This window comes from Streptomyces shinuiensis, assembly GCF_043660855.1.
Classification (GTDB): domain Bacteria; phylum Actinomycetota; class Actinomycetes; order Streptomycetales; family Streptomycetaceae; genus Streptomyces.
Genome location: NZ_JBIHML010000001.1, coordinates 2,620,954 through 2,646,781, shown reverse-complemented (window position 1 = coordinate 2,646,781; position 25,828 = coordinate 2,620,954). Strand labels below are relative to the sequence as shown.

At 73.5% G+C, this 25,828-nt stretch carries 20 protein-coding genes and 1 pseudogene; 17 read left to right on the top strand and 4 right to left on the bottom strand.

Annotated elements, in window-relative coordinates:
• Window positions 1–238: 238 nt before the first annotated feature.
• The 7 genes from ssd (at window position 239) to ACGRHY_RS11815 (ending at window position 5,427) form a co-directional block, all read left to right on the top strand.
• On the top strand, window positions 239–1,342 hold the full coding sequence (gene ssd, locus ACGRHY_RS11845; RefSeq protein ID WP_394635315.1) for a septum site-determining protein Ssd: 1,104 nt from the start codon (window positions 239–241) through the stop codon (window positions 1,340–1,342).
• A gap of 92 nt (window positions 1,343–1,434) precedes the next feature.
• Window positions 1,435–2,580 carry a TadA family conjugal transfer-associated ATPase gene (locus tag ACGRHY_RS11840; RefSeq protein WP_394638018.1) on the top strand — a complete coding sequence of 382 codons (1,146 nt, stop codon included), beginning with the start codon at window positions 1,435–1,437 and terminating at the stop codon, window positions 2,578–2,580.
• Window positions 2,581–2,645: 65 nt separating this feature from the next.
• Window positions 2,646–3,497 carry a type II secretion system F family protein gene (locus ACGRHY_RS11835; protein ID WP_394638017.1) on the top strand — a complete coding sequence of 284 codons (852 nt, stop codon included), beginning with the start codon at window positions 2,646–2,648 and terminating at the stop codon, window positions 3,495–3,497.
• The gene (locus tag ACGRHY_RS11830; RefSeq protein WP_394635314.1) at window positions 3,494–4,378 is read left to right on the top strand and encodes a type II secretion system F family protein; all 885 of its coding nucleotides are present in this window, start codon (window positions 3,494–3,496) and stop codon (window positions 4,376–4,378) included. The genes ACGRHY_RS11835 and ACGRHY_RS11830 overlap by 4 nt, the downstream gene beginning before the upstream one ends.
• A gap of 213 nt (window positions 4,379–4,591) precedes the next feature.
• Window positions 4,592–4,729, top strand: coding sequence for a DUF4244 domain-containing protein (locus tag ACGRHY_RS11825; RefSeq protein ID WP_394635313.1), 138 nt, complete (start codon window positions 4,592–4,594; stop codon window positions 4,727–4,729).
• A complete protein-coding gene (locus ACGRHY_RS11820) occupies window positions 4,716–5,063 on the top strand; it encodes a TadE family type IV pilus minor pilin (RefSeq protein WP_394635312.1) in 348 nt (115 codons plus the stop codon). Before ACGRHY_RS11825 ends, ACGRHY_RS11820 begins: the two co-directional genes overlap by 14 nt.
• Window positions 5,047–5,427 carry an Rv3654c family TadE-like protein gene (locus ACGRHY_RS11815; RefSeq protein ID WP_394635311.1) on the top strand — a complete coding sequence of 127 codons (381 nt, stop codon included), beginning with the start codon at window positions 5,047–5,049 and terminating at the stop codon, window positions 5,425–5,427. The genes ACGRHY_RS11820 and ACGRHY_RS11815 overlap by 17 nt, the downstream gene beginning before the upstream one ends.
• On the opposite strand, the gene ACGRHY_RS11810 is transcribed toward ACGRHY_RS11815, so the two are convergent.
• Window positions 5,351–7,816 (bottom strand): DEAD/DEAH box helicase, encoded by a 2,466-nt coding sequence (locus tag ACGRHY_RS11810; protein WP_394638016.1) that lies wholly within the window; start codon window positions 7,814–7,816, stop codon window positions 5,351–5,353. The two genes, ACGRHY_RS11815 and ACGRHY_RS11810, sit on opposite strands and share 77 nt — an antisense overlap.
• 162 nt (window positions 7,817–7,978) lie before the next feature.
• On the opposite strand from ACGRHY_RS11810, the gene bldG reads away from it, so the two are divergent.
• From bldG to ACGRHY_RS11780, 6 genes and pseudogenes are all read left to right on the top strand, one after another.
• Window positions 7,979–8,320 (top strand): anti-sigma factor antagonist BldG, encoded by a 342-nt coding sequence (gene bldG / locus ACGRHY_RS11805; RefSeq protein ID WP_093657489.1) that lies wholly within the window; start codon window positions 7,979–7,981, stop codon window positions 8,318–8,320.
• A 130-nt stretch (window positions 8,321–8,450) separates the two neighbouring features.
• Window positions 8,451–8,882 (top strand): ATP-binding protein, encoded by a 432-nt coding sequence (locus ACGRHY_RS11800; RefSeq protein ID WP_394635310.1) that lies wholly within the window; start codon window positions 8,451–8,453, stop codon window positions 8,880–8,882.
• Between the two features lie 445 nt (window positions 8,883–9,327).
• Window positions 9,328–11,751 (top strand): annotated as a pseudogene (locus tag ACGRHY_RS11795) (sodium-translocating pyrophosphatase); the annotation flags it as partial.
• Between the two features lie 306 nt (window positions 11,752–12,057).
• On the top strand, window positions 12,058–12,636 hold the full coding sequence (locus tag ACGRHY_RS11790; protein ID WP_394635309.1) for a small secreted protein: 579 nt from the start codon (window positions 12,058–12,060) through the stop codon (window positions 12,634–12,636).
• 91 nt (window positions 12,637–12,727) lie between these two features.
• A complete protein-coding gene (locus tag ACGRHY_RS11785; RefSeq protein ID WP_394635308.1) occupies window positions 12,728–14,296 on the top strand; it encodes a DUF7059 domain-containing protein in 1,569 nt (522 codons plus the stop codon).
• A gap of 132 nt (window positions 14,297–14,428) precedes the next feature.
• Window positions 14,429–14,626 (top strand): hypothetical protein, encoded by a 198-nt coding sequence (locus ACGRHY_RS11780; protein ID WP_394635307.1) that lies wholly within the window; start codon window positions 14,429–14,431, stop codon window positions 14,624–14,626.
• A 142-nt stretch (window positions 14,627–14,768) separates the two neighbouring features.
• Here the strand turns inward: ACGRHY_RS11780 and ACGRHY_RS11775 are convergent, their stop codons facing one another.
• The 3 genes from ACGRHY_RS11775 to ACGRHY_RS11765 form a co-directional block, all read right to left on the bottom strand.
• Window positions 14,769–15,014, bottom strand: a complete 246-nt coding sequence (locus ACGRHY_RS11775) for a TM2 domain-containing protein (RefSeq protein ID WP_394635306.1) — start codon at window positions 15,012–15,014, stop codon at window positions 14,769–14,771.
• Window positions 15,015–15,249: 235 nt separating this feature from the next.
• Window positions 15,250–15,732 (bottom strand): DUF2752 domain-containing protein, encoded by a 483-nt coding sequence (locus ACGRHY_RS11770; protein ID WP_394635305.1) that lies wholly within the window; start codon window positions 15,730–15,732, stop codon window positions 15,250–15,252.
• Window positions 15,733–15,737: 5 nt separating this feature from the next.
• On the bottom strand, window positions 15,738–16,193 hold the full coding sequence (locus tag ACGRHY_RS11765) for a TM2 domain-containing protein (protein WP_394635304.1): 456 nt from the start codon (window positions 16,191–16,193) through the stop codon (window positions 15,738–15,740).
• 394 nt (window positions 16,194–16,587) lie between these two features.
• Here ACGRHY_RS11765 and topA point away from each other — a divergent pair, with 394 nt between their 5' ends.
• The 4 genes from topA to ACGRHY_RS11745 all read left to right on the top strand — a co-directional run bounded on the left by topA (window position 16,588) and on the right by ACGRHY_RS11745 (window position 25,822).
• Window positions 16,588–19,434: a type I DNA topoisomerase gene (topA, locus tag ACGRHY_RS11760; protein WP_394635303.1), complete on the top strand. Its 2,847-nt coding sequence runs from the start codon at window positions 16,588–16,590 to the stop codon at window positions 19,432–19,434.
• Between the two features lie 128 nt (window positions 19,435–19,562).
• Window positions 19,563–22,724, top strand: coding sequence for a dTMP kinase (tmk, locus tag ACGRHY_RS11755; RefSeq protein WP_394635302.1), 3,162 nt, complete (start codon window positions 19,563–19,565; stop codon window positions 22,722–22,724).
• Between the two features lie 164 nt (window positions 22,725–22,888).
• Entirely contained in the window at window positions 22,889–24,142 is a 1,254-nt protein-coding gene (locus ACGRHY_RS11750; protein ID WP_394635301.1) for a DNA polymerase III subunit delta', read from the top strand.
• Window positions 24,143–24,217: 75 nt separating this feature from the next.
• Complete coding sequence (locus ACGRHY_RS11745) at window positions 24,218–25,822, top strand: alpha/beta hydrolase (RefSeq protein WP_394635300.1); 1,605 nt, start codon at window positions 24,218–24,220, stop codon at window positions 25,820–25,822.
• Window positions 25,823–25,828 lie beyond the last annotated feature (6 nt).

Here is a 25,828-nt window from a genome sequence, read left to right as displayed (position 1 = left end):
CTCTCCCGGTCTGCTGGGGCACGGGCCCTCTCCCTCTGCGGTCGGTCACTCTCCGTATTCGTCAGCCTGCCCATGTGGGGTCGCTCGTTTGGGTGAGCGAGTTATTCACAACTGCAGAGTTGTCCACGCATTTAGACCAAGATCATCGAGTTTTTCCGTTCCCCGGCACGGTGATTGAGCACGGAGTTCGCGGGCCCGCCGTGAACTGGAGAGCGAGAATCCGGAAGGGGAACGGGACGTGACCGGAAGCATCCTGATCGTCACCGAGGACGAGAAGTTGCTGGACGATCTGCTGCGCCTGTGCGCGGCGGCCGGGGCCGAGGCGGAGGTGGCGCACGGGGCACCGCCGGTCCCGGGGCGATGGGAGAGCGCCCCGCTGGTGCTGGTCGGCGACGACCGGGCCGATGCGCTGTCCCGGTCGGCGCGTGCGCCCGCGCGCCGACCGGGGGTGCTGCTCATCGGCCGGGATCTGGACGACCCCGGCGTCTGGCGGCGCGGTGTGGGGATCGGGGCGGAGCACGTGGTGCTCCTGCCCGACGGCGAATCGTGGCTCACAGGCCGGATCGCCGACGCGGCCGAGGGCGTCGGACGGCAGGCGCTGACCGTCGGGGTGATGGGCGGCCGCGGCGGGGCCGGGGCCTCCACCCTGGCCTGTGCACTGGCCCTGGTGGCCGCGCGTGCCGGACACCGCACGATGCTCGTCGACGGCGATCCGCTCGGTGGCGGGCTCGACATCCTGCTCGGGGGAGAGCGGGCGGAGGGCCTGCGCTGGCCCGCGTTCGCCGACTCGCGCGGCCGGGTCGGCGGTGCGGCTCTGGAGGAGTCCCTGCCCAGGTTGCACGGTCTGCGGCTGCTCAGCTGGGACAGGGGGGAGAGCGCGGCTGTCCCGCCGGAGGCGGTGCGCGCGGTCCTGGGGGCGGCCAGACGGCGCGGCGGAGTGGTCGTGGTCGACCTGCCGCGCCGACTGGACGAGACGGTCGCCGAGGTGCTGGCGCAACTCGACCTCGGCCTGCTGGTCGTGCCCGCCGAGTTGCGGGCCGTCGCGGCGACGCAGCGGGTCGCCTCCCGGGCCGGCCTGGTACTGCGGGACCTGCGGGCTGTGGTGCGAGGTCCCTTCGGACCGGGACTGGAGGGTGAGGAGATCGCCCGGCTGCTCGGGCTGAGGCTCGCCGGTGAAATGCCCTCCGAGGGCGGGCTGTCGGCCGCGGTGGACGCGGGCCGCCCTCCCGGAGCGGACACACGCGGTCCACTGGCCCGGTTCTGCGCGGAGTTCTGGGCCCGCGCACTGCCGGAGGGCGGCGGGGCACGGCCCGCCGGCGGCCGGGGGAGCGTGGCCGCGTGAGCGCGCGTACGGGTGCCCTGAGGGAGACGCGCGGGGGAGCGGACGCACATGCGCGGGCGGAGGCTTACGGCGGGGCGCCCGCCCCGCGGACGCTGGTGGACGCGGTGCGTCTGCGGCTGGCGGAAGCCGGCGCGGAACCCACGCCCGCCCGGGTCGCGGCGGCGCTGCGGGCTCAGGGGCGGCTGCTCGGAGACAGCGCGGTGCTGGGCGTGGTGGAGGCACTGCGGTCGGAGATGGTCGGCGCCGGCCCGCTGGAGCCGCTGCTGGCCGAGCCGGAGGTCACTGACGTCCTGGTGACCGCTCCGGACGAGGTCTGGGTGGACCGCGGCGGCGGAGTGGAACGCACCGCCGTCCGTTTCCCCGACGCGGCGGCGGTGCGCAGGCTCGCCCAGCGGCTGGCCACCTCGGCGGGACGGCGGCTGGACGATGCCCACCCCTGGGTGGACGCCCGGCTCCCGGACGGTACCCGGCTGCACGCGGTGCTGCCCCCGGTGGCGGTCGGCTGCACATGCCTGTCCCTGCGGGTGGTCCGGCCGCGGGCCTTCGCCCTGCCTGAGCTGGTGGCGGCCGGCACGGTGCCCCCGGGCGGGGGGACGCTGCTGGGGGCGGTCCTGGACGCCAGGTTGTCTTTCCTGGTCAGTGGTGGGACGGGGTCGGGGAAGACGACCTTGCTGTCGAGCCTGCTGGGATTGGTGGGGCCGAAGGAGCGGATCGTCCTGGCCGAGGACTCCGCCGAGCTGCGCCCCGACCATCCGCATGTGGTGCGGCTGGAGACGCGTCCGGCCAACCAGGAGGGCGTAGGCCGTGTCACCCTGCGGGATCTGGTGCGGCAGGCGTTGCGTATGCGGCCGGACCGGCTCGTGGTCGGTGAGGTGCGCGGCGCGGAGGTGACGGACCTGCTGGCCGCGCTGAACACGGGACACGAGGGCGGGTGCGGGACGGTCCACGCCAATGCGGCGGCCGACGTACCGGCCCGGCTGGAGGCGCTGGGCACCACGGCGGGGCTCGACCGGACGGCGCTGCACAGCCAGCTCGCGGCTGCGCTGTCGGTGGTGGTCCACCTGGTTCGGGATCGCCGGGGCCGGAGGCGGATCGCCGAGATCCATGTGCTGGAGCAGGACCGGTACGGCCTGGTGGTGACGGTGCCCGCAGCCGTCCGGGGGCCGGACGGCTTCGTGCGGGAGCGGGGCTGGCCGCGGCTGGAGCGGCTGTGCGCACGGGGCGGTGGTGTGCTGTGACGGCGGTCGGAACACAGACCGGGGCGCAGCCCGAGGTGGTGTACGCGGGTTCGGTGTGCGCGGCGATGGTGTGCGCCGGAGCGATGAGCCGGCTGCTGGGCCGCCCCGGGGAGGGGCTGCGGAGGGCTCGGCTGCTGTGCGCCGGCGGTGCCGAGCCGGTGTCCCGGTGGGGCGGCCCGGCGGCCGGTGCCGCGGAGGCCGTCGCCCGGACGGTGCGCGGATTCGGAGCCCGGGTGGGTCCTGCGGGGTGGTGTCCGGTGGGTGGGGCTCTGCTGGCGCTGCTGGGGGAGTCGGTGCTGCCGCTGCTGGCCGGCGCGGTGGCGGTGCCACTGCTCGGCCGCCGAATGCGCGCACGGGAGCGGCGTCGTGCGGGGGAGTCGAGGGAGGCCGCCGTCATCGCCCTGTGCTCGGCGGTCGCGGGCGAGCTGCGGGCGGGCCGTACGCCCGAGCGGGCTCTGCTGGGGACCGGTATGCCCGGCCTCGGGGACACCGGAGCGGTGGTGCTGGCAGCGGCCCGCTTCGGAGGGGATGTACCGGGGGCGCTTCGGCAGGCGGCCCGGCAGAAGGGAGCGGAAGGGCTCGGTGGGATGGCCGCCTGCTGGCAGGTGGCGGTGGACGGAGGCGCCGGCCTCGCGGACGGACTGGACCGGGTGGCCGGTTCGCTGCGGGCGGAGCGCGACCGGCGGGAGGAACTGCGCGCCCAGTTGGCGGGGCCGCGGTCCACAGCGCTTGTCCTGGCGCTACTGCCGCTCTTCGGACTGCTGCTGGGCGGTGCGATGGGGGCGAGACCGCTGCACGTGCTGCTGCACAGTCCGACCGGATGGGCCTGTCTGGCCGGTGCCGGGTTGCTGGAGTGGGCCGGGTTGGCATGGGTTTCCCGGATCGTCCGAAGGGCGGAGGAGGGCGGGCGGAGATGAGCGGCGAATTCGTCCACAGCGTGTGGACAACGTACGCGGGTTCCTCCCCTTCGCTTCCGTCGCCCCCGCCCGCACTGTCCCTGTCGGTTGCCGCGCTGTGTCTGGTCGGCGGGGTGTCGACGGCCGGCCGGGTGCGGCGCCGCCGACGCCGGTCGGCGGAACTGCTGGGGACCGTTGCCGGGACCGGGGCCCGGAGTGGGGCCGGGGCGCTGAAGACGCTGCGCGTGACCGGGGTGCGGCGGCTGCCGGCCCGGGAGGCCGCCGCGATGGCCGGGGCCGTCGCCCTGGGAACCGGCCTGGTCGGAGGTCCGGCCGGCTGTCTGGTCGGGGTGGTGGCGGCGTACGGGGTGCGGCGTCTGCTGCGCGACAGGAAGGCGCGATGGGGCACCGCGGCGAGATCATACGTGAACAAAAAGGGTAAAGGGGAGTCGGCAAGTGCCGGGTCGTCGGTGACCGGACAACTGCCGATCACCGCGGAACTGCTGGCCGCCTGTCTGGCGGCCGGATCGAGGCCGGGTGAGGCGGCCGGTGCGGTGGGCGGCTCGGTGGGCGGTCCGCTCGGTGAGGGACTGGTGCGGGCCTCGGCCGAACTGCGGCTCGGCGGTGACCCGGTGGCCGTATGGGCGCGGCTGGGCGAACTGCCGGGAGCGGCGGAGCTGGCCCGGTGCCTGGAACGGGCGGCGACGACCGGTGTGCCCGCGGTGGAGCCGGTGGGCCGCCTGGCCGCCGAGTGCCGGGCACGGCGGGCCCGGGCGGCCACCGAACGGGCACGGCGGGCCGCGGTCCTGGTCACCGGACCGCTGGGGCTGTGCTTTCTGCCCGCCTTCCTGCTGGCGGGCGTGGTCCCGGTGGTCATCGGCCTGGCGCGGTCGCTGCTGTGAACCGCGAGGTACGGGCCGCGCCCGCAGCGGGCGACAGGACGGACGGTGAAATGGCGAGATGGCGAGATGGCGAGACGGTTCATGTGGGGACGACCGGTGGGAGGACGAGCGGTGCGGGCACGAGTGCTGTGGGGACGGAGCAGGCGGGGGCGGACGGCGGCGTGGATCGGCCGGAGGATGCGCGGAGCCCGGGACCGGGACGCACAGGCAGGGATGAGTACCGCGGAGTACGCGGTGGGCACGATCGCCGCCGCGGGTTTCGCGGCGGTGCTCTACAAGATCGTCACCAGTGGCCCGGTCTCCACGGCGATGCAACAGCTGATCGAGCGGGCGCTCGATGCGGGCTTCTGAAAGGTGGGACCGCGGCTATGTCACCGCGGAGACCGCCGTGGTGGTGCCCTCCCTGGTCGCGCTGCTCGGGTTGCTGCTGTGGGGTGGGGCGGCGGTGGTCGCACAGGTCCGCTGTGTGGACGCGGCGGGCGCGGGAGCACGGGCGGCGGCAAGGGGTGAGCCGCCCGAGAGGATCCACCGGGCCGTGCGGGAGATCGCCCCGCGGGGAGCGGGGCTGGAGACGTCCCGGGAGGGCGAGCTGGTGCGGGTACGGGTCACGGCGAGGGCGGCCGGCCCCGGTCCGCTGGGCGTGGAGCTGGAGGCCGAGGCGGTGGCGTATGCGGAACCCGGGTGATCGCCGGCCAACTCGCGGCGGCGTCCGCTCCGGGGAGCGGGGCTCGGCCACGGTATGGGCCGCGCTGTGCGGACTGGTGCTGTGCACGGTGGCGGTGGGCGTACTGGCACTGGGGCAGGCTGTCGTCACGCGTCATCGTGCGGGAGCGGCAGCGGACGCGGCGGCGCTCGCGGCGGCCGATCACGCTCTTCGGGGTGCGCAGGAGGCATGCGCCGCCGCGCGCCGGGTGGCCGCCGCGCAGCGGGCGAGGTTGGTGCGCTGCCAGGTGCGGGAGGAGATCGCGGACCTCACGGTGCGGGTGCGGGCGGGTCCGTACTCCGCCGGAGTGAGGGCTCGGGCCGGGCCTGCCGCAGCAGCTCCGTGAGGAGCCTTACCGCGCCGCGCTTGTGCAGGGGGTCGTTGCCGTTGCCGCACTTGGGCGACTGGATGCACGACGGGCAGCCGCTGTCGCACTCGCACGCGGCGATGGCCCGGCGGGTCGCGGTCAGCCAGTCGCGGGCGGTGTGGAAGGCGCGTTCGGCGAAGCCGGCGCCGCCGGGGTGCCCGTCGTAGACGAAGACCGTCGGCAGCAGGGTGTCGGGATGCAGCGGTACCGATACGCCGCCGATGTCCCAGCGGTCGCAGGTGGCGAAGAGCGGCAGCATGCCGATGGAGGCGTGCTCGGCGGCGTGCAGGGCGCCGGGCAGCACCTCGGGGCCGATCCGGGCGGCGTCGAGCTGGTCCTCGGTGACCGTCCACCACACCGCGCGGGTGCGCAGGGTGCGCGGCGGCAGGTCCAGCCTGGTCTCGCCGAGCACCTCACCGGTGACCAGTCTGCGGCGCAGATAGGAGACGACCTGGTTGGTGACCTCGACCGAGCCGAAGCACAACCGGGCCCCGCCCCAGGGGATCTCGGTGTCGGTCTCCAGCACGGAGACCGAGGTGGTGTCCCTGGCCATCGTCGTCCAGGGCGGGCTCGCCTCCTCCACCAGGGCGACCGAGTCCTCCAGGTCGAGGCGGCGGACCACATAGGTGCGGCCCTGGTGGAGGTGGACCGCACCGTCGTGGACGGTGGTGTGGGCCGCCGCGGCGTCGACCGTGCCCAGCAGCCGCCCGGTGCCGTCCTCCACCACCTGGACGGGCCGGCCGCCCTGGCCGCGGATGTCGGTGAGGTCGGTGGCCCGCTCGCGGCGGGTCCAGTACCAGCCCGTCCCCCGGCGGCGCAGCAGTCCGCGCCGCTCCAGGAGCGGCATCAGATCGGGTACGGACGGCCCGAACAGCTCGAAATCCGCCTCGGTGATGGGTGTCTCCGCCGCCGCGGCGCACAGATGGGGGGTGAGGACGTAGGGATTGTCCGGATCCAGGACGGTGGACTCCACGGGGCGGCGGAAGATCGCGTCGGGATGGTGGACGAGGTAGGTGTCCAGCGGGTCGTCCCGGGCGACGAGGACGGCCAGGGCGCCCTGGCCCGCCCGCCCGGCGCGCCCGGCCTGCTGCCACAGGGAGGCACGGGTGCCGGGGTAGCCGGCCAGGATCACCGCGTCGAGACCGGACACGTCGATGCCGAGCTCGAGCGCGGTGGTGGCGGCCAGCCCGAGGAGTTCGCCGGAGTGCAGGGACCGCTCCAGGGCGCGTCGTTCCTCCGGCAGGTAGCCACCCCGGTAGGCGGCGACCCGTCCGGCCAGGGCGCGGTCCACTTCCGACAGCCGCTCCCGGGCGATCACCGAGATCAGCTCGGCGCCACGCCGGGAGCGTACGAAGGCGACGGTCCGCACGCCCTGGACGGCGAGGTCGGTCAGGAGGTCGGCGGCCTCGGCGGTGGCGGTCCGCCGTACCGGGGCGCCGCGCTCGCCGTGCATCTCCGTCAGAGGGGGCTCCCAGAGGGCGAAGACCACCTCGCCTCGCGGGGAGGCGTCCTGGGTGATCTCGGTGACGGGCAGGCCGGTGAGGCGGGTGGCCGCCTCGCCCGGCTCGGCGGCGGTGGCGGAGGCCAGCAGGAAGACCGGCTCGGAGCCGTGGCGGGCGCACACGCGCCGCAGCCGGCGCAGTACCTGGGCGACATGGGAGCCGAACACGCCGCGGTAGGTGTGGCACTCGTCGACGACCACATAGCGCAGAGCGCGCAGGAAGGAGGACCAGCGGGGGTGGGAGGGGAGTATCCCGCGGTGCAGCATGTCGGGGTTGGTGAGCACGTGGTTGGCGTACCGCCGCACCCACTCGCGCTCCTCGACAGGGGTGTCCCCGTCGTAGACCGCCGGGCGGACGGCGATGCCCAGTGGTGCGGCCAGTTCGCTCAAGGCCCGCCGCTGGTCGGAGGCCAGCGCCTTGGTGGGGGCGAGGTAGAGGGTGGTGGCGCCGCGCCCGTTCGGGGCCTGCGCGCCTTCCAGCAGCACGCTGAGCACCGGAGCCAGGTAGGCGAGCGACTTGCCCGACGCCGTGCCGGTGGCGACCACCACCGACTCCCCCCGCAGTGCGTGCTCGGCGGCACGGGCCTGGTGCTCCCACGGACGGTCGATGCCGGCGGCGCGGATCGCATCGACCACTTCCGGCCGAATCTGACCAGGCCAGTCCGCATGACGACCGTTCCGTGGGGGCAGGTGCTCCACATGGGTGATGCGCACGGCCCGGTCCGCCCCCGCGGCAAGGCTTTCGAGGACCGTTCGGGGAGACGGGGGCGAGGGACGTGCGCCTGCAGACGTCGCGCGGTGGTTGGTGGCCATCGGAATCGAGTGTGTCACCGGCGCGACGGACAATGGTCGCAAGGCGTCGTGCAGGCCCCCGGGTAAGTGATTGAATGCTTCTGCGGCTGCCGATCCGTCCTCTACCTTCGGCGGGGAGACGACCTCCCCACGTCCGGTGGGGATGGCCCGTCCTCACCCCCTGGTGGGGAGGCGCCAAGGGGGCGGACCGCTCGATAGCAAGGTGCTGGAGGATCTGTGGACCTGTCCCTGTCGACCCGTACCGTCGGCGATCGCACGATCGTCTCGGTGGGCGGCGAGATCGATGTATACACCGCGCCCAAGCTGCGCGAGCAGCTGGTCGAGCTGGTGAACGACGGCAGCTACCACCTGGTCGTGGACATGGAGGGTGTTGACTTCCTCGACTCCACCGGCCTCGGTGTGCTCGTCGGCGGACTCAAGCGCGTGCGCGCCCACGAGGGGTCGCTGCGTCTGGTCTGCAACCAGGAGCGCATTCTCAAGATCTTCCGTATCACCGGCCTGACCAAGGTGTTCCCCATCCACACCTCGGTCGACGAGGCCGTGGCGGCCACCGACTGAAAGCCGGGCCGAACAAGCTCGTACAAGGCGCTCAGGGGCGCCGGACCGGCACCTGACCGGCCCGGCGCCCCTGAGCGGCCGTCAGGCACCAGGTCACCGGGTGACCGCAGGCATTACCGAGGGGGATGGCATGGCCACCGTCGAACTGCGCTTCAGCGCGCTGCCCGAGCATGTGAGGACGGCGCGTCTGGTGGCGGCCGCCGTCGCGCGCCGGGCCGGTGTCGACGACGCCGTACTGGACGAGGTACGGCTCGCGGTGGGTGAGGCGTGCAGCAGAGCGGTCGGTCTTCACATCGGCCACGGTCTCGACGCGCCCGTCCGGGTGGCGCTGACCGAGGACGAGAAGGCCTTCCGCATCGAGGTGGGTGACGGCGTTCCCCAGGGGGTGCAGGGTGTGGCCCGCATCTCTTCCGGGGGCGGGGACGGCGCCGAGGGCGACGAAGAGGTCGACATGGGGCTCGCGGTGATCAGCGGGCTGGTGGACGATGTCGAGGTGACCGCCGACGAGCGCGGCGGCCTGATCCGCCTGAGCTGGCCGACCAACCCCGAGCCGCTCGCCTGAACCGCCCCGTGCGGGTCCGCCCGCGTGCCGATCCGCCCCCGTGGTTCCTCCCGGGCCGGCCCAGGCGCCCCCTTCCGGGGCGCCTCGCTCATGTCCGGGGTCCGCCCTGCCTCCTCCCCCTGGTCTCGCCCCGCCCCGTCCCGCTCCCGTTCCGCCCGCTCCCGCCTCGCCGCGGCCGACCTGCGCATATCCGTCTCCGCGCCCCGGCCGGGAGCTCTCCGGGTGTTTCGAGATCTTTTCTTCCGTGCCGTCGGAGAGGAATATCTAGGCCGTTCAGGGGAATTATTTCCGGTGCCCGCTATTCGATCTTTGCGGGTGCGGACCGGCAGGAAATACCGCACTCTGTTGTGAGCCGAAGCAGCTCCCTACAATCCGTCCACATCTTTGCAGCAGGACGCCTGAGCGTGCTTGCGCGCGCCCATGTGCCAAACGTCAAGGAGGACGAATGGCGGGGCACCACACCCCTTTCCAGAACCGGCTACAACTGGCCGACGCCGTGCTCACCAGCGGCAATCGCGGCCTGGTGCTGGTGATCGCGCTCGTCGCCGCGGCAGCCCTGGCGGTCGCCGTGGTGCTGGTACGTCAAGTGCTCGCCGCGGGCGAGGGCACCGACAGCATGAAGAAGATCGCATCCGCGGTACAGGAAGGCGCGAACGCCTACCTCGCACGGCAGTTGCGCACTCTCGGCATATTCGCCGTCGCGGTCTTCTTCCTGTTGATGCTGCTCCCGGCCGACGGTATGGGCCAGCGAATCGGACGCTCGGCGTTCTTCCTGGTCGGCGCCGCTTTCTCGGCGGCCACCGGTTATATCGGCATGTGGCTGGCCGTACGCAGCAACGTACGGGTCGCGGCCGCCGCCCGGGAGGCCACCCCCGGTGAGGGAGAACCGGCGAAGGACCTGACCGAGGTCTCCCACCGGGCGATGAAGATCGCCTTCCGTACGGGCGGGGTCGTCGGCATGTTCACCGTCGGCCTCGGTCTGCTCGGGGCCGCCGTCGTGGTGCTCGTCTACGCCGCCGACGCGCCCAAGGTGCTGGAGGGCTTCGGCCTGGGAGCCGCTCTGATCGCGATGTTCATGCGAGTGGGCGGCGGCATCTTCACCAAGGCCGCCGACGTGGGCGCGGACCTCGTCGGCAAGGTCGAGAAGGGCATCCCCGAGGACGACCCGCGCAATGCCGCCACCATCGCGGACAACGTCGGCGACAACGTCGGCGACTGCGCGGGCATGGCCGCAGACCTCTTCGAGTCCTACGCCGTCACCCTGGTGGCCGCGCTCATCCTGGGTACGGTCGCCTTCGGTGACTCGGGGCTGGCCTTCCCCCTGCTCGTCCCGGCGATCGGCGTCCTCACCGCCATGATCGGCGTCTTCGCGGTCGCGCCGCGCCGCGCCGACCGCAGCGGCATGACCGCCATCAACCGCGGCTTCTTCATCTCCGCGGTGATCTCCCTGGTCCTGGTGGCCGTCGCGGCGTTCGCCTACCTGCCGGGCAGTTTCGGCGAACTGGAGGGCGTCACCGACACCGCCATCGCCGGCCACGACGGCGACCCGCGTGTCTTCGCGTTGCTCTCGGTCGCCATCGGCATCGTGCTCGCCGCGCTGATCCAGCAGCTCACCGGCTACTTCACCGAACCGGGCCGCAGGCCCGTGCGCGACATCGGCAAGACCTCGCTGACCGGCCCCGCCACCGTGATCCTCTCCGGCGTCTCCATCGGTCTGGAGTCCGCCGTCTACACGGCGCTGCTGATCGCGCTCAGCGTCTACGGCGCCTTCCTGCTGGGCGGCACCTCCATCATGCTGGCGCTGTTCGCCGTCGCACTGGCGGGCACCGGCCTGCTCACCACCGTCGGCGTCATCGTGGCCATGGACACCTTCGGCCCGGTCTCCGACAACGCCCAGGGCATCGCCGAGATGTCCGGCGACGTCGAGGGTGCGGGCGCCCAGGTGCTCACCGACCTCGACGCGGTGGGCAACACCACCAAGGCCATCACCAAGGGCATCGCCATCGCCACCGCGGTACTGGCCGCAGCGGCCCTCTTCGGCTCCTACCGCGACGCGATCGCCGGCGCCGTGGCGGACGTGGGCGCCAGGGCCGGGGAGCTGGGCCTGAGTCTGGACATCTCGCAGCCGAACAACCTGGTCGGCCTGGTCCTCGGGGCCTCCGTCGTCTTCCTCTTCTCCGGGCTGGCGATCAACGCCGTCTCCCGGTCGGCGGGCTCGGTGGTCTTCGAGGTGCGGCGTCAGTTCCGCGAACGGCCCGGGATCATGGACTACAGCGAGAAGCCCGAGTACGGCCGGGTGGTGGACATCTGCACCAAGGACGCGCTGCGCGAACTGGCCACACCCGGTCTGCTGGCCGTCATGGCGCCCATAGCCGTCGGCTTCACGCTCGGCGTCGGCGCACTCGGCTCCTTCCTCGCCGGCGCCATCGGCGCGGGCACGCTGATGGCGGTCTTCCTCGCCAACTCCGGCGGAGCCTGGGACAACGCCAAGAAACTGGTCGAGGACGGCCACCACGGCGGCAAGGGCAGCGAGGCGCACGCCGCGACGGTCATCGGCGACACCGTCGGCGACCCGTTCAAGGACACCGCGGGCCCCGCGATCAACCCGCTGCTGAAGGTGATGAACCTGGTCGCGCTGCTGATCGCACCCGCCGTGGTGCAGCTCAGCTACGGCGACGACGCCAGCGCCGGCGTGCGGGCCGCCATCGCGGTCCTCGCCCTCGGCGTCATCATCGGGGCGGTCTACGTCTCCAAGCGGCGCGGTATCACGGTCGGCGGAGAAGGCGGCGAGGACGGCGAAGGTGACGGGAAGGACGCCGGCGGCACGGCCGGACGCACCTCCGGAGCACCGGGTTCCTCCGGCTCCCCGGACACGCCGGACACATCTGGTCCGTCAGGCCCGTCAGGCCCTTCTGAGCCAGGGGCTCCGGTGGCGGCGCCGTAGCGGGGGCTGGCGGGGCTTCGCACGGGAGCCCTGGCGCATGGCGGTGCCCCGGTGCCCCGGTGCCCCGGTGCCCCGCCCACCGCCACGCACGGGGGCGGACCATGTGAGATGCGCTCAACGTAAATGGGTATCCAAGCCTTAAATGCGATCTATTCGCCTCACCGGCCCACGGCCGGTGAACCTCCTGCGTGTATGTTCCGGGCCGAACACCCACGAAGGGATCGGTCCGGAGTGAACAAGAAGCTTGCTGCCGCGCTGTCCGGCACCGCGGTGCTCGTGCTCGCCCTGAGCGGGTGCGGCGACGAGGGCAACGAGAAGGCCGAGCGCTGGGCCCAGGAGTACTGCGGCTCGCTGCAGAAGCAGAACAAGACCATCGACGGCGCCAACCAGGCACTCGCGCGGATCACCGAGGGGGACAAGGCCCCCGAGGAGGTCAAGAAGACCGACGTGGAGGCCTTCGGTGACCTCTCCACCGCCTACAAGGCCCTGTCCACCGCCGTGCGCAAGGCGGGCGTCCCGCCGCTGGAGGAAGGCTCCCGGATCCAGAAGAACGCGATCGCCCGGCTCGACGCGCTGTCGGCCACGTACGCGGACCTCCGTGAGCGGGCGGAGGCCCTGAACGAGAAGGACCGGTCGGAGTTCGCCGACGGGCTGCAGGACATCGCCGGGGAGATGGACAAACTCCCCAAGCAGTTCGGCGAGGTGGAGAAGGCGCTGGGCGAGTTCCGGCAGGGGGATCTCCAGGAAGCGATAGCGGGTCAGAAGGGCTGCAGGAAGCCGTCGCCGGCGCCGTCCGCCTCGGCGGCGTAGCGGAAGGCGGGGAAGCCGGGAGCAGCCCGGAAGCAGGGGGCGTGCGCGGGGGGCTTACGTACGCCGGGGCGCTCCGCGTGACAATGGGGAGGTGAGTGACCGCCTCCCCACCCCCGGACCCGCCATCCCCCGGCTGCGCGACGCCTTCCTCGCCGCCGGCTTCACCCCCGACGGACTGCTGGAACTGCTCGGCGCACCCGCTTACGCGGCCCTCGCCCGCAACGAGACCGTCCCCGCGCTGCGCGCCACGCGCGGCGGCGGACGGCTGGAGACGCTGGTGCGGCTGTTCCTGCTCCAGCGGCCGGTGCCCTACGAGCGGGCCCGCTCGGCGCTCCAGGCCGACGATGCGCTCACCGACGGCTGGCTGCGCCGCCACACCGCTGCCGACGCGGGCGGAGGCGGCGACGCCGTCCGCGCCACTGTGGACGTCCGCCCGTACGCCGGGCCGGAAGGGCTGAACTGGTGGATCGTCTCCGACCTCGGCTGCGCGGTCGGCGGCGCCGGCGGCATCCGTACGGCCGAGGGTGCCGGTACGGGCACGGCCGACCGCTCGCAGCTCGTCCTCGGCGTCGGCGGCGCCTCGACGACCCTGGCGGGCATCACCGTGCGCACCCCCGTGGCCCGTGCCCTGGACCTGGGCACCGGCTCGGGCGTCCAGGCCCTGCACGCCGCCCGGCACGCCGACTCCGTCACCGCCACCGACCTCAACCCCCGCGCCCTGCGCCTGACCCGGCTCACCCTCGCCCTCTCCGGCGCACCCGAGGCCGACCTGCGCGAGGGCTCCCTCTTCGGGCCGGTCGAGGGCGAGGCGCCCTACGACCTGATCGTCTCCAACCCGCCCTTCGTCATCTCCCCCCGCGCGGCGGACGGCACCCGCCTGACCTACCGCGACGGCGGCATGGGCGGCGACGACCTGTGCCGCACCCTCGTGGAGCGTTCCGCGGCCCACCTCGCCGACGGCGGCCACTGCCAGCTCCTCGCCAACTGGCGGCACATCGAGGGCCGGGACTGGAGCGAGCGGCTGGCCTCCTGGGTGCCGGAGGGCTGCGACGCCTGGATCGTGCAGCGCGAGGTGCAGGACATCGCCCAGTACGCCGAGCTGTGGCTGCGCGACGCGGGCGAGCACCTGGGCGACCCGGCCGCGTACGCCGCGCACTACGACGCCTGGCTGGAGGAGTTCGAGGCCGGCGGCACCACCGGTGTCGGCTTCGGCTGGATCACCCTGCGCAAGTCGGGCGCGCGGCACCCGTCGGTCACCGTCGAGGAGTGGCCGCACCCGGTGGAGCAGCCGCTCGGCGAGGAGGTGCGCGCCCACTTCGAGCGCCGGGACTTCCTGCGCGCCGCGGACGACGCGGCTCTGCTCGCGACCCGTTTCGTACTGGCCGACGAGGTCGCCCAGGAGCAGATCGGCAGGCCCGGTGCGGACGACCCGGAGTACGTGGTGCTCCGTCAGAACCGCGGTATGCGGCGCGCGACGAGGGTGGACACGGTCGGCGCGGGTTTCGCCGGCGTGTGCGACGGATCGCTTCCGGCCGGCCGCATCGTCGACGCCATCGCCCAGCTCCTCGGCGAGGACCCGGTGGGACTGCGCGACCGCACCCCGGAGTCCATCCGCCTCCTGGTCGAGCAGGGTTTCCTGCTGCCCGCGGGGGAGGAGTAGGCGGGGCCGGGCGGTACCGGGGAACCGCCGGTAGGGGCGGACCGGATGTTTGGCCGGAGCTCGCCCGGCTGTCCGAACGGCGTTCACCCGGCGTTCTCCGCCGCGATCCCCGCGAGTGCCACCGTGCTCCGCATGGAAAGCGGACCCGCCGTCTTCGCCGGAGCGGCCTTCACCCTGTTCGGCGCCGGACTGCTGCTGTGGACCTCGGTGCGCGTACGGCTGCGCGAGCCGGTGGCCGAGGGGGCCGAGCAGGCCACCGCGGCCGTGCTCGCCTCGGTGTTCGGCGTGGCCTTCCTGGCCGCCGGGCTCTGGGCGTTCACGCGCCTCTGAGTCGTCCGGCCCTCCCCGAGGGCCTGGCAGCCCGGTGGCCTTGATGCCCCCGGAGAGCGGGAGCGGCCCGTGCCTCCTGCGGTCGGGAGGCACGGGCCGCCGAGGTGCGTACGCCCTCACGGCGCCGGTCACCGGTGGGCCGTCAGCCGCGCAGGACACGGCCCTGCTTGTCGGTGCGGTCGTTGCTGGTGAGGAAGAGGATTCCGTCGATCAGCGACCAGAAGCCCAGACCGCCGCAGGTCAGCAACGGGGCGATCGCCATGCCGGTGTGACCGGTGTAGAAGCGGCCGATGCCCAGGCCACCCAGGAAGATCTGCAGCAGACCAGCGGTGATCTTGGACTTGTCGGAGTACGGCTGACCGTTGGGCGCGGTGCCGGGGAAAGCCATGGGTGGCTCCCTCGTGTTTCGGATGGGAACACGCCGCGGCCGCTGATGTCATGTACCAGGCGTACGTGGTGGGATCCCAGACCACCGAGGCCCGGCGAGGGTTGCGGCGGATTCGCGGTCGTGATCGAACAGTGATCCGACGGCACGTCACTCACCTGCGGAAACGTCCGGCGCAACGTCCAGTATCCGGACTCCCCGTGGACGGCGTGCGGTGGGCGGAGGCGGCCGGCCGGGCTCAGCCGACCAGATTCCGCACCAGCGCCCACACCACGGCCGTCCCCAGCACAACCGTCGTGCCGGCCTTCCCCAGCTTCGGCCGGTAGCGGCGCCCGCGCAGCCCCTCCACCAGCCAGCGCCCGCCGAAGTACGCGGCGGCCGGAACGCCGAGGGTCAGTAGCAGGGCGTTGTCGTGGAAGGCCGCGACGACGTCCCCGTGCATCAGGTCGTACGTCATGCGGGTGCCGCCGCACGCCGGGCACAGCAGCCCGGTCACCACGTTGAACGGGCAGCGCGGCAGCCACTGCCCGGCCTGGTGCGGGTTGGTCCCCCACAGGTAGGCCGCCCCGGCCAGTCCGGCCGCGAGCGCGCCCAGCGGCGGCGCGGCGGGGTGGGTGCGGAGAGTGCGCACGGCCCGGGAGAACACTCCGGCCTCCCGGTTCCCGACCACCTCTTCGGCCCCCTCCGCTTCCGTTTCCGTCCTCCCGGTCACCGTGGTCATCGCGCTCAGCTCCGCAGCACGCGGCCCTGCGCGTCGGTGGGGCTGTCCTGGGTGAGCAGCATGATCCCGTCGATCAGCGACCAGATGCCGCAGCCACCGCAGGTGAACAGCTGGCCGAGGGCCAGACCGGTGTGGCCGGTGTAGAAGCGCCCGACGCCGAAGCCGCCCAGGAAGAGGGAGAGGACACCCGCCACGACCTTGGACTTGTCGGAGTACGGGCGGCCGTAGGGGTCGTAGCCGTACGGGGCGTTCGGGTCGCCGGTGTAGCCGCCCGGCGCGGGCGGCGGGGTCTGCTGGGGGTAGCCGTACTCCGGCTGGCCGGGCTGCTGCGGGTAGCCGTACCCGGGCTGACCCGGCTGCTGGGGGTAGCCGTAAGCGGGCTGGCCCGGCTGCTGGGCGTAGGGGTTGTTCTGCGGCTGCTGGGGCTGGCCGTAGGGGTTCTGCGGGCTGGGGTCGGACATGGGAGGTTCCCCCGGTGTGTGGCTGGGACAGACAGACGGCCACATCTTGCCAGCCGGTGCGGGGGCGCAGGAATGGCGGCCGTCGGGTTACCGTTCGAGTAACCGAGCGGTGAAGGCTCCGCCGGACGGCTCGGAGGTCCGGGCACCTGCCCGCCGCCGTACTCCGGCGGGCACGGCGCCGGGCCCCGGACGGCGGATCCGGCGAGCCCGGGGAGATGGTTATCTCATCGGGTTACCGTTCGAGTGGCGTTGCGGACTTTTCCCGTTTGACACGGGGGCGGGAGGTACCGTCACACTCCGCAGCGAGAGCGCAGCCGCACGGAAGCGTGAAACACGCCGAGAGCAGACCGACCCGACGAAGCGGGACCACCGACCGGAGAAGAGCGAGAAGAAGTTGTCCCCGACCAGCAAGACCGCAGACGGCGGGCGCCGACTCGTGATCGTCGAGTCGCCGGCCAAAGCCAAGACGATCAAGGGCTACCTCGGTCCTGGCTACGTGGTCGAGGCCAGCGTCGGGCACATCCGCGACCTGCCGAACGGTGCCGCCGAGGTCCCCGCCAAGTACAAGGGCGAGTCCTGGGCCCGGCTCGGTGTCAACGTCGACCACGACTTCGAGCCGCTGTACGTCGTCAACAGCGACAAGAGGGACCAGGTCAAAAAGCTCAAGCAGCTCCTGGCGGAGTCCGACGAGCTGTTCCTGGCCACCGATGAGGACCGCGAGGGCGAGGCCATCGCCTGGCACCTCCAGGAAGTGCTCAGGCCCAAGGTCCCGGTGCGCCGGATGGTCTTCAACGAGATCACCAAGGACGCCATCAGGGCCGCCGTCTCCAACACCCGCGAGCTGAACCAGCGTCTGGTCGACGCCCAGGAGACCCGCCGCATCCTCGACCGGCTCTACGGCTACGAGGTCTCCCCGGTGCTGTGGAAGAAGGTCATGCCGCGCCTGTCGGCGGGCCGTGTGCAGTCCGTCGCCACCCGCCTGGTCGTCGAGCGCGAGCGCGAGCGCGTCGCCTTCCGCTCCGCCGAGTACTGGGACCTGACCGGCACCTTCGCCACCGGCCGCCCCGGCGACGCCGCCGACCCGGCCTCCCTCACCGCCCGGCTGAGCGCCGTGGACGGCCGCCGCGTCGCCCAGGGCCGCGACTTCGGCCCCGACGGGCGGCTCAAGGGCGGCTCCGGCGACAAGGGGAGCGTCCTGCACCTGGACGAGGCCGCCGCCCGCGCGCTGGCCGCCGCCCTGGAGGGCGCCGACTTCACCGTCCGCTCGGTGGAGTCCAAGCCGTACCGCCGCTCGCCGTACGCCCCCTTCCGCACGACCACTCTCCAGCAGGAGGCCAGCCGCAAGCTCGGCTTCGGCGCGAAGGTGACCATGCAGGTGGCGCAGAAGCTGTACGAGAACGGTTTCATCACCTACATGCGGACGGACTCCACCACCCTGTCCGACACCGCCGTCGCCGCCGCCCGTGCCCAGGTCACCCAGCTCTACGGCGCCGACTACCTGCCCGACCGCCCCCGCACCTACGCGAGCAAGGTCAAGAACGCGCAGGAGGCCCACGAGGCGATCCGCCCCTCCGGCGACCGCTTCCGCACCCCCGCCGAGACGGGCCTGACCGGCGACCAGTTCAGGTTGTACGAGCTGATCTGGAAGCGGACGGTCGCCTCCCAGATGAAGGACGCCACCGGCCAGTCCGTCACGGTCAAGGTCGGCGGTCGCGGTACGGACGGACGGGACGCCGAATTCAGCGCCTCCGGCAAGGTCATCACCTTCCACGGCTTCCTCAAGGCCTACGTCGAGGGCGCCGACGACCCCGGCGCCGACCTCGACGACCGCGAGCGCCGCCTGCCGCGTGTCGAGGAGGGCGACCCGCTGACCGCCACCGCGATGTCCGCGGACGGCCACGCCACCAAGCCCCCGGCCCGCTACACCGAGGCCACACTGGTCAAGGAGCTGGAGGAGCGCGAGATCGGGCGCCCCTCGACGTACGCGTCGATCATCAGCACCATCCTCGACCGCGGCTACGTCTTCAAGAAGGGCACCGCGCTCGTCCCCTCCTTCCTCTCCTTCGCCGTCGTCGGCCTGCTGGAGAAGCACTTCGGCCGCCTGGTCGACTACGACTTCACCGCCAAGATGGAGGACGACCTCGACCGCATCGCCGCCGGCGAGGCCGAGGCCGTGCCGTGGCTGCGCCGCTTCTACTTCGGCACCGACGAGCCGGGCGCCGAGGGCGCCGCCGCCGCGGCGGCCGGGAACGGCGACGGTGACCACCTCGGCGGGCTGAAGGAGCTGGTCTCCGATCTCGGCGCGATCGACGCCCGGGGCGTCTCCTCCTTCCCCGTCGGGGAGGGCATCGTGCTGCGGGTGGGCCGCTACGGCCCCTACGTCGAGGAGCCGCCGGCCGCCGAGGGCGAGACCGGCCGCCGCGCCGACGTACCCGCCGACCTGCCGCCGGACGAGCTGACGGTGGAGTACGCCCGGGAGCTGCTGGCCAAGCCCAGCGGCGAGTTCGAGCTGGGCACCGACCCGGAGACGGGCCGCCCCATCGTGGCCAGGGACGGCCGCTACGGGCCGTACGTCACCGAGGTGCTGCCCGAGGGCACCCCGAAGACCGGCAAGAACGCCGTCAAGCCGCGCACGGCGTCACTGCTGAAGTCGATGTCCCTGGACACCGTCACCCTCGGCGACGCCCTGAAGCTGCTCTCCCTGCCGCGCGTGGTCGGCACCGATCCCGAGAGCGGCCAGGAGATCACCGCGCAGAACGGACGCTACGGGCCGTACCTGAAGAAGGGGACCGACTCCCGCTCGCTCCAGAGTGAGGAGCAGATCTTCACCATCACCCTGGACGAGGCTCTGGCGATCTACGCCCAGCCCAAGCAGCGCGGCCGGGCCGCGGCCAAGCCGCCGCTGAAGGAGCTGGGCACCGACCCGTCGAGCGAGCGCCCGGTGGTGGTCAAGGACGGCCGCTTCGGCCCTTACGTCACCGACGGCGAGACCAACGCCACACTGCGCCGCGACGACGACGTGGAGACGATCACGCCGGAGCGCGGGTACGAGCTGCTGGCGGAGAAGCGCGCCAAGGGGCCGGCCAAGAAGACCGCGGCCAAGAAGACGGCCGCCAAGAAGACCGCGGCCAAGAAGACCGCGGCCAAGAAGACGGCCGCCAAGAAGACCACGGCGAAGAAGACGGCGGCGAAGGCGGCGCCGAGGACCGCCGGGGGAGGGGCGGCGGCCGACGCGGAGTAGGCCCGCGGGTGTATGCATACGGGCGGCACGTGCGGGAACCTTCCGCACGTGTCCGTCCGTAACAGCTTCCCCGGCCGCTCGTCCGGCCGCATCGCCGCCCCCATGTCCCCGACCGATAGGCTGGCGGGATGACGCGTGCAGAGCAGCCACCGGTCGTGTCCCCCACCTCCGACGCCCTGGCCGCGGATTCCCGCGAGCGCGCCGTACGGGCCCTGCTGAGGCATGCCCCCCTGCGCAGGCTTTGGGGCGCACAGCTCGCCGGCGGGGTCGGCGACGCCCTCACCCTGCTGGTCCTGGTGCTGCTGGCCCTCCAGGCGGCCGTCGCCGTACCGGCCATGGGAGGCGCCCCCGTCCTGGGCGGCGGCTACCGCGGCGTGGCGCTCGCCGTCGCCGCCGTCCTCGCCGTCCGGCTGCTGGCCACCCTGCTCTTCGGCGCCGTACTGCTGGGCCCGCTCTCCTCCCTCACCGCGGACTCCGGCGGCGTGCTCGACCGCCGCTGGACCATGATCGGGGCGGACGGCGTACGGCTGGCGCTGATGATCGTCGCGCCGCTGTGGATCGGCTGGACCCCCGACCAGGCGTTCGCGTTCCTGCTGGTCACCGTCTTCCTCACCGGAGTCGCCGAACGGGTCCGGGGCGTGGCCAAGGACAGCGCCGCCCCCACACTGCTGCCCGCGCCGCCCCCCGAGGGCGCGGCGGTGCGCCCCCTGCCGGACCACCACGGCGCGCTGCGCCGCCTGTGGCTGCGCACGGGCTTCCTCTCCATCCCGGCGGCCGCCGCGGGACTGGTCGCGATCACCCTGGTCGGCAACCTGCTGGGCGCGGGCATCGAGTGGTTCACCACCCACCAGGCGGCACTGGCGTCGTACGCCGCCGCCGGACTGTTCGCCGCGTCGATCTCCCTGCTGTACTTCCTGCACCTTCCTGGCGGCGGTACCCCGCGCCCCCGCTCTCCGCTGGAGGGCCTGCGCCGCCCCCGCACCGGCAGGCCGGAGAAGGGCGCCGACGGCAAGACCGTCCGCAAGGCCGTGGACAGGGGCCGCACCGGCGCCGCCCCGCTGCTCGTCCTGACCGGTGCCTGCGTGGCCGCCGCCGTCGCCGCGGCCGCCGCGCTCGCTGTGCTGCACGCCATGGACCTGGGCGGCGGCCCGGTCTTGTTCGGGCTGTTCGTCCTGGCGCTGACCGGGGGCACCGCCGCGGGTGTCCGCCGGGCCCCGCGCGTACTGCCCGCACTGTCCCGCAGGCGGCTGCTCGCCCTGTCCGTCGCGCTGGCCGGCCTGGCCCTGCTCGCGGCCGGGCTGACCCCCGACACCACCGCCGTGCTGCTGCTGCTCCTGCTCGCGGGCCTGTCCGCCGGGGTCGCCGCGAACACCGGGCACACCCTCCTGGACGAGGAGACCGAGGAGTCCCGCCGCGCCCGGATGACCGATCACCTGCACGCGTCCGTGCACGTCGGCATCGCGCTCGCGGCCGTCGCCGCGCCCGTGCTGGCGGCCCTCATCGGCCCGCACAGGGTCGAGACCGGCGACTTCGTCTTCGCCCACGGCGGCGCGGCCTTCACACTGATGCTGGTCGGCGCGCTGCTGCTGCCGGTGGCGGCCCTCGTCCTGGTCCGCCTCGACGACCGGCAGGGCGTACCGCTGCGCCGCGACCTGCGCGAGGCGTTCGGCGGCGGTGCCGAGCCGCTTCAGGCCCCCTCGCCCACCGGCTTCTTCATCGCCCTGGAGGGTGGCGACGGCGCGGGCAAGTCCACGCAGGTGGAGGCGCTGGCCGAGTGGATCCGCTCCAAGGGCCACGAGGTCGTCGTCACCCGTGAGCCGGGCGCGACCCCGATCGGCAAGCGGCTGCGCTCGATCCTGCTGGACGTCTCCTCGGCCGGGCTGTCGCACCGCGCCGAGGCCCTGCTCTACGCCGCCGACCGGGCCGAGCACGTCGACTCGGTCGTACGCCCGGCCCTGGAACGCGGCGCGGTCGTCATCACCGACCGCTACGTCGACTCCTCCGTCGCCTACCAGGGCGCCGGGCGCGACCTGTCGCCGACGGAGGTCGCCCGGATCTCCCGCTGGGCCACCGGCGGGCTCGTGCCCCACCTGACCGTGCTGCTGGACATCTCGCCGGAGACCGCCCGCGAGCGGTTCACCGAGGCGCCCGACCGGCTGGAGTCGGAGTCCGCCGAGTTCCACCGGCGGGTCCGCTCCGGCTTCCTCGCCCTGGCAGCCGCCGATCCCACCCGCTACCTGGTGGTGGACGCGGGGCTGGAGCCCGAGGCCGTCACCACGGTGGTGCGGCACCGGCTCGACCAGGTGCTGCCGCTGTCCGAGGCCGAGATCGCCGCCCGCGAGGAGGCGCGCCGCAACGCCGAGGAGGAGGCCCGCAGGCGTGCGGAGGAAGAGGCCGCGCGCAAGGCCGAGGAGGAGCGCCTGGAGCGCGAGCGCCAGGAGCGTCTGGAGCGGCTGCGCGCCGAGGAGGAGGAGCGCAGGAAGCGCGAGGAGGAGGAAGCCCGGCGCCGCGAGGAGCTGCGCAGGGCCGAGGAGGCCCGGCAGCGTGCCGAGGAGGCCCGCCGCCAGGCGGAGGAGGAGCGCGCCCGCCGTGAGGCCGAGGAGCGTGCCCGCCGTGAGGAGGAGGAGCGCAGGCGCCGTCTGGCCGAGGAGGAGGCCCGGCTGCGGGCCGAGGCCGAGGAGCGTCGGCTGGAGAAGCAGCGCAGGGCCGAGGAGGCCCTGCTCCGCGCCGAGCGGGCCCGCGGGGCCACCGAGGCGGGGGAAGCCGCCCGCCGGGAGCGGGAGGGGCGGGAGTCCCGGGAGGCGGTGCGCAGGCACTCGCTGCGCAAGGACGAGGGCCCCGGCTCGGGTTCCGCCACCGGCACCGGAAACGGCGTCGACGACGCCGACGAGACCACCGTCCTGCCGCGGATCCCGCCGGACGCGGAGGAGACGGTCGTCCTGCCGCAGCAGGCGCCCCCGGCTCCCCCGGCGGGGGCGGCCCCGGCCCCCGGGGACGGGACCACCCCGCTGCCGCGGGTGGGGCCCGGGCGGCAGGCGCCGTCGTGGTCGCTGAGCAAGGACGAGCCCGGCGCCGAGCCCCAGGCCGCCCCGCCCGCCGGGGAGGAGCGCACCCGGGAGCTGCCGCAGGTCGACGAGGCGGGCCGTACCCGTCGCCGTCCCGAGTGGGCGGAGGAGACGCCGATGGACGACCTGCCCACCCTCGCCGACGAACTCCTCGGACCCCAGCAGGAGTTCACCGAGGACGAGGAGGACGAGGAGGACGGCCGGCGACGCGGCCGCCGGGGCTGACGCCCCGCGGGCCGTACCCCGGCGCGAGCCGGCCGTCCGCGGCTGTCACAGCCGTGCGGAACAATGGCAAAGACGCCGTTCGGCGCCGAACGGTACGCAAGCGGCGCCGAGCAGCGGACGGCGCCGCACCGACCGGGCGGCACGCGGAGGGAGGGCGACGGGACATGGCCGTATGGGACGACCTGGTCGGGCAGGACAGGGTCGTGGACCAGCTCACAGCGGCGGCGCGCGACGCCGACGCGTACGTCACGGCCGTCGCCTCCGGAGAGGAGGGCGACCGGGCAGCGCCACCGGGGGCGGCGGGGCCGTCGGGATCGTCCGGGCTCTCCGGCTCGGCGATGACCCACGCCTGGCTGTTCACCGGCCCGCCCGGCTCCGGCCTGGCGACCGTCGCCCGCGCCTTCGCCGCCGCCCTGCAGTGCGTCAGCCCCGACCGCGCCCTGGGCGGCTCACCCGGCTGCGGCTTCTGCGACGGCTGCCACACGGCGCTGATCGGCACGCACGCCGACGTCGAGATGGTCCGCGCGTCCGGGCTCAGCACCGGCGTCGACGACACCCGCGACCTGGTGCGCCGCGCCCAGCTCTCCCCGTCCGGAGGCCGCTGGCAGGTGGTCGTCCACGAGACCGCCGACCGGCTCACCGAACAGGCCGCCAACGCCCTCCTCAAGGCCGTCGAGGAGCCCGCCCCCCGCACGGTGTGGCTGCTGTGTGCGCCCTCGGCCGACGACGTCCTGCCCACCATCCGCTCCCGCTGCCGCCATCTGGTGCTGCGTACGCCGCCCGTGGACGCGGTCGCCGACATGCTGGTCCGGCGCGACGGCATCGAGCCACGGACGGCGGTGGCCGCCGCCCGCGCCACCCAGGGCCACATCGAGAGGGCCCGACGCCTGGCCACCGACGCGCGGGCCCGCACGCGTCGTGCCGCCGTCCTCGCCCTGCCCACCCGGATGGAGGACATCGGCGACGCGCTCCGGGCCGCCCAGCAACTGGTCGACGCGGCCGGCGAGGACGCCAAGGAGGCCGTCGAGGAGGTGGACGCCAGGGAGACCGAGGAGATGCGCGCGGCCCTCGGCGCCTCCGAGGGCGGCCGGCTGCCGCGCGGTACGGCGGGAGTGATGAAGGATCTGGAGAAGCGGCAGAAGAGCCGTGCCACCCGCGCCCAGCGCGACTCCCTCGACCTCGCCCTGCTCGACCTCACCTCCTTCTACCGCGATGTACTGGTCCGCCAGCTCGGCTCGCGGGTGGCGATCGCGGGCGAGGACGTCCGCGACGCGGTGGAGCGGATCGCCTCCTCCACCCGTCCGGAGCAGACACTGCGCCGCATGGAGGCGGTACTGGAGTGCCGCCGCGCCATCGAGCGCAATGTGGCCCCCCTGCTGGCCGTTGAGGCGATGGCGGTGGCGCTCCGCGCGGGCTGACCTCCTCCTCCACCGCCGCGGACTCCGGCGGCGGCTCACCCCCTGGCGGCTCCGGCCCGTATACGCTCCAAGGTCATGTACACCAGGCGTCTGCTCCGTACCGGTGGCGTCGCGTTCGCGACGGCCGCGCTGTTGCTGTCGGGCTGCTCCGGTTCGGACGATCCGGAGCCCGAGCGCGGCTCCGAGCCCTCCCATTCGTCGTCACGCCCCTCGGACGACCGTGCGGTGAGCCCGGCCAAGCCGCTCGAACCGCTGCCCGAGGCTGTCCCGGCGAACCTCAAGCCGTACTACGAGCAGAAGCTGAGCTGGAAGGAGTGCGGCGTCTCCGGCTTCCAGTGCGCCGAGCTGAAGGTGCCGCTGGACTACGCCGCACCGAAGAAGTCCGAGGACCTGGAACTCGCCGTCACCCGCAAGAAGGCGTCCGGCCCCGGCAGGAGGCTGGGCACCCTGCACGTCAATCCGGGCGGCCCGGGCGGTTCCGCCGTCGACTACGTCCAGCTCGCGGCGGGCGTCGGCTACCCGGCCCCGGTGCGCGCCCGGTACGACATCGTCGGCATGGACCCGCGCGGCGTGGCCCGCAGCGAGCCCATCGAGTGCCTGACCGACAAGGAGATGGACGACTACGTCCGCACCGACGCCACCCCTGACGACAAGGGCGAGGTCGACAAGCTGGCAGCGGCCTTCGAGAAGTTCGCCGAGGGCTGCGAGAAGCGGGAGGGGGACTTGCTCGGCCATGTCTCGACCGTCGAGGCCGCCCGCGACATGGACGTCCTGCGCCAGGTGCTCGGCGACGACAAGCTGACCTACGTCGGCGCCTCCTACGGCACCCACCTCGGAGCCACCTACGCCGGACTCTTCCCGTCCCGCGTCGGCCGGCTCGTCCTGGACGGCGGCATGGACCCCTCGCTCACCTCCGAGCAGCTCAACCTCGACCAGACCGCGGGATTCGACACGGCCTTCACCGCCTTCGCCGAGGACTGCGTCAAGCTCGACGACTGTCCCCTGGGCAACGGGAGCACCAAGGAGGCGGGCGAGCGCCTGAACGCCTTCTTCGAGAAGGCGGACGCCAGGCCGGTCGCCACGGGCGAGTCGCGGAGACTGACCGAGTCGCTGGCCACGATCGGCGTGCTGAACGCCATGTACACCGAGTACTACTGGCCGAAGCTGCGCTCGGCGCTCACCGCCGCGCAGAAGGGCGACGGCGCGGAGCTGCTGTCGCTGGCCGACGACTACTACGAGCGCGGCGCCGACGGCGGCTACGGCAACATCATGTACGCCAACACCGCCGTCAACTGCCTGGACCTGCCCGCCCCCTTCAAGAGCCCGGCCGAGGCGGAGAAGGCCGTCCCGGACTTCCGCAGGGCGTCCGGGGTCTTCGGGCGCAACTTCGCCTGGGCGGCCCTGAACTGCACGTACTGGCAGCACCCGCCCACCGGTGAGCCCCGCCGCATCGAGGCGGAGGGCGCCGCCCCCATCCTGGTCGTCGGCACCACCCGCGACCCGGCGACCCCGTACAAGTGGTCCCAGGGCCTGGCCGATCAGCTCTCCTCGGCGACCCTGCTGACGTACGAGGGCGACGGCCACACGGCGTACGTGCGCGGCAGCGACTGCGTCGACTCGGCGATCAACGCCTACCTGCTGCGGGGGAAGGTCCCCGCCGACGGCAAGAAGTGCTCCTGATCCGTG

What these genes read in the sequence shown, in the direction of transcription:
- ACGRHY_RS11835 (WP_394638017.1), top strand. Translation starts at nt 2,646, where the DNA reads ATGGTGTGCGCCGGAGCGATGAGCCGGCTGCTGGGCCGCCCCGGGGAG.
- ACGRHY_RS11830 (WP_394635314.1), top strand. Translation starts at nt 3,494, where the DNA reads ATGAGCGGCGAATTCGTCCACAGCGTGTGGACAACGTACGCGGGTTCC.
- ACGRHY_RS11825 (WP_394635313.1), top strand. Translation starts at nt 4,592, where the DNA reads ATGAGTACCGCGGAGTACGCGGTGGGCACGATCGCCGCCGCGGGTTTC.
- ACGRHY_RS11820 (WP_394635312.1), top strand. Translation starts at nt 4,716, where the DNA reads ATGCGGGCTTCTGAAAGGTGGGACCGCGGCTATGTCACCGCGGAGACC.
- ACGRHY_RS11815 (WP_394635311.1), top strand. Translation starts at nt 5,047, where the DNA reads ATGCGGAACCCGGGTGATCGCCGGCCAACTCGCGGCGGCGTCCGCTCC.
- ACGRHY_RS11800 (WP_394635310.1), top strand. Translation starts at nt 8,451, where the DNA reads ATGGCCACCGTCGAACTGCGCTTCAGCGCGCTGCCCGAGCATGTGAGG.
- ACGRHY_RS11780 (WP_394635307.1), top strand. Translation starts at nt 14,429, where the DNA reads ATGGAAAGCGGACCCGCCGTCTTCGCCGGAGCGGCCTTCACCCTGTTC.
- ACGRHY_RS11775 (WP_394635306.1), bottom strand. Translation starts at nt 15,014, where the DNA reads ATGGCTTTCCCCGGCACCGCGCCCAACGGTCAGCCGTACTCCGACAAG.
- ACGRHY_RS11770 (WP_394635305.1), bottom strand. Translation starts at nt 15,732, where the DNA reads ATGACCACGGTGACCGGGAGGACGGAAACGGAAGCGGAGGGGGCCGAA.
- ACGRHY_RS11765 (WP_394635304.1), bottom strand. Translation starts at nt 16,193, where the DNA reads ATGTCCGACCCCAGCCCGCAGAACCCCTACGGCCAGCCCCAGCAGCCG.
- tmk (WP_394635302.1), top strand. Translation starts at nt 19,563, where the DNA reads ATGACGCGTGCAGAGCAGCCACCGGTCGTGTCCCCCACCTCCGACGCC.
- ACGRHY_RS11750 (WP_394635301.1), top strand. Translation starts at nt 22,889, where the DNA reads ATGGCCGTATGGGACGACCTGGTCGGGCAGGACAGGGTCGTGGACCAG.
- ACGRHY_RS11745 (WP_394635300.1), top strand. Translation starts at nt 24,218, where the DNA reads ATGTACACCAGGCGTCTGCTCCGTACCGGTGGCGTCGCGTTCGCGACG.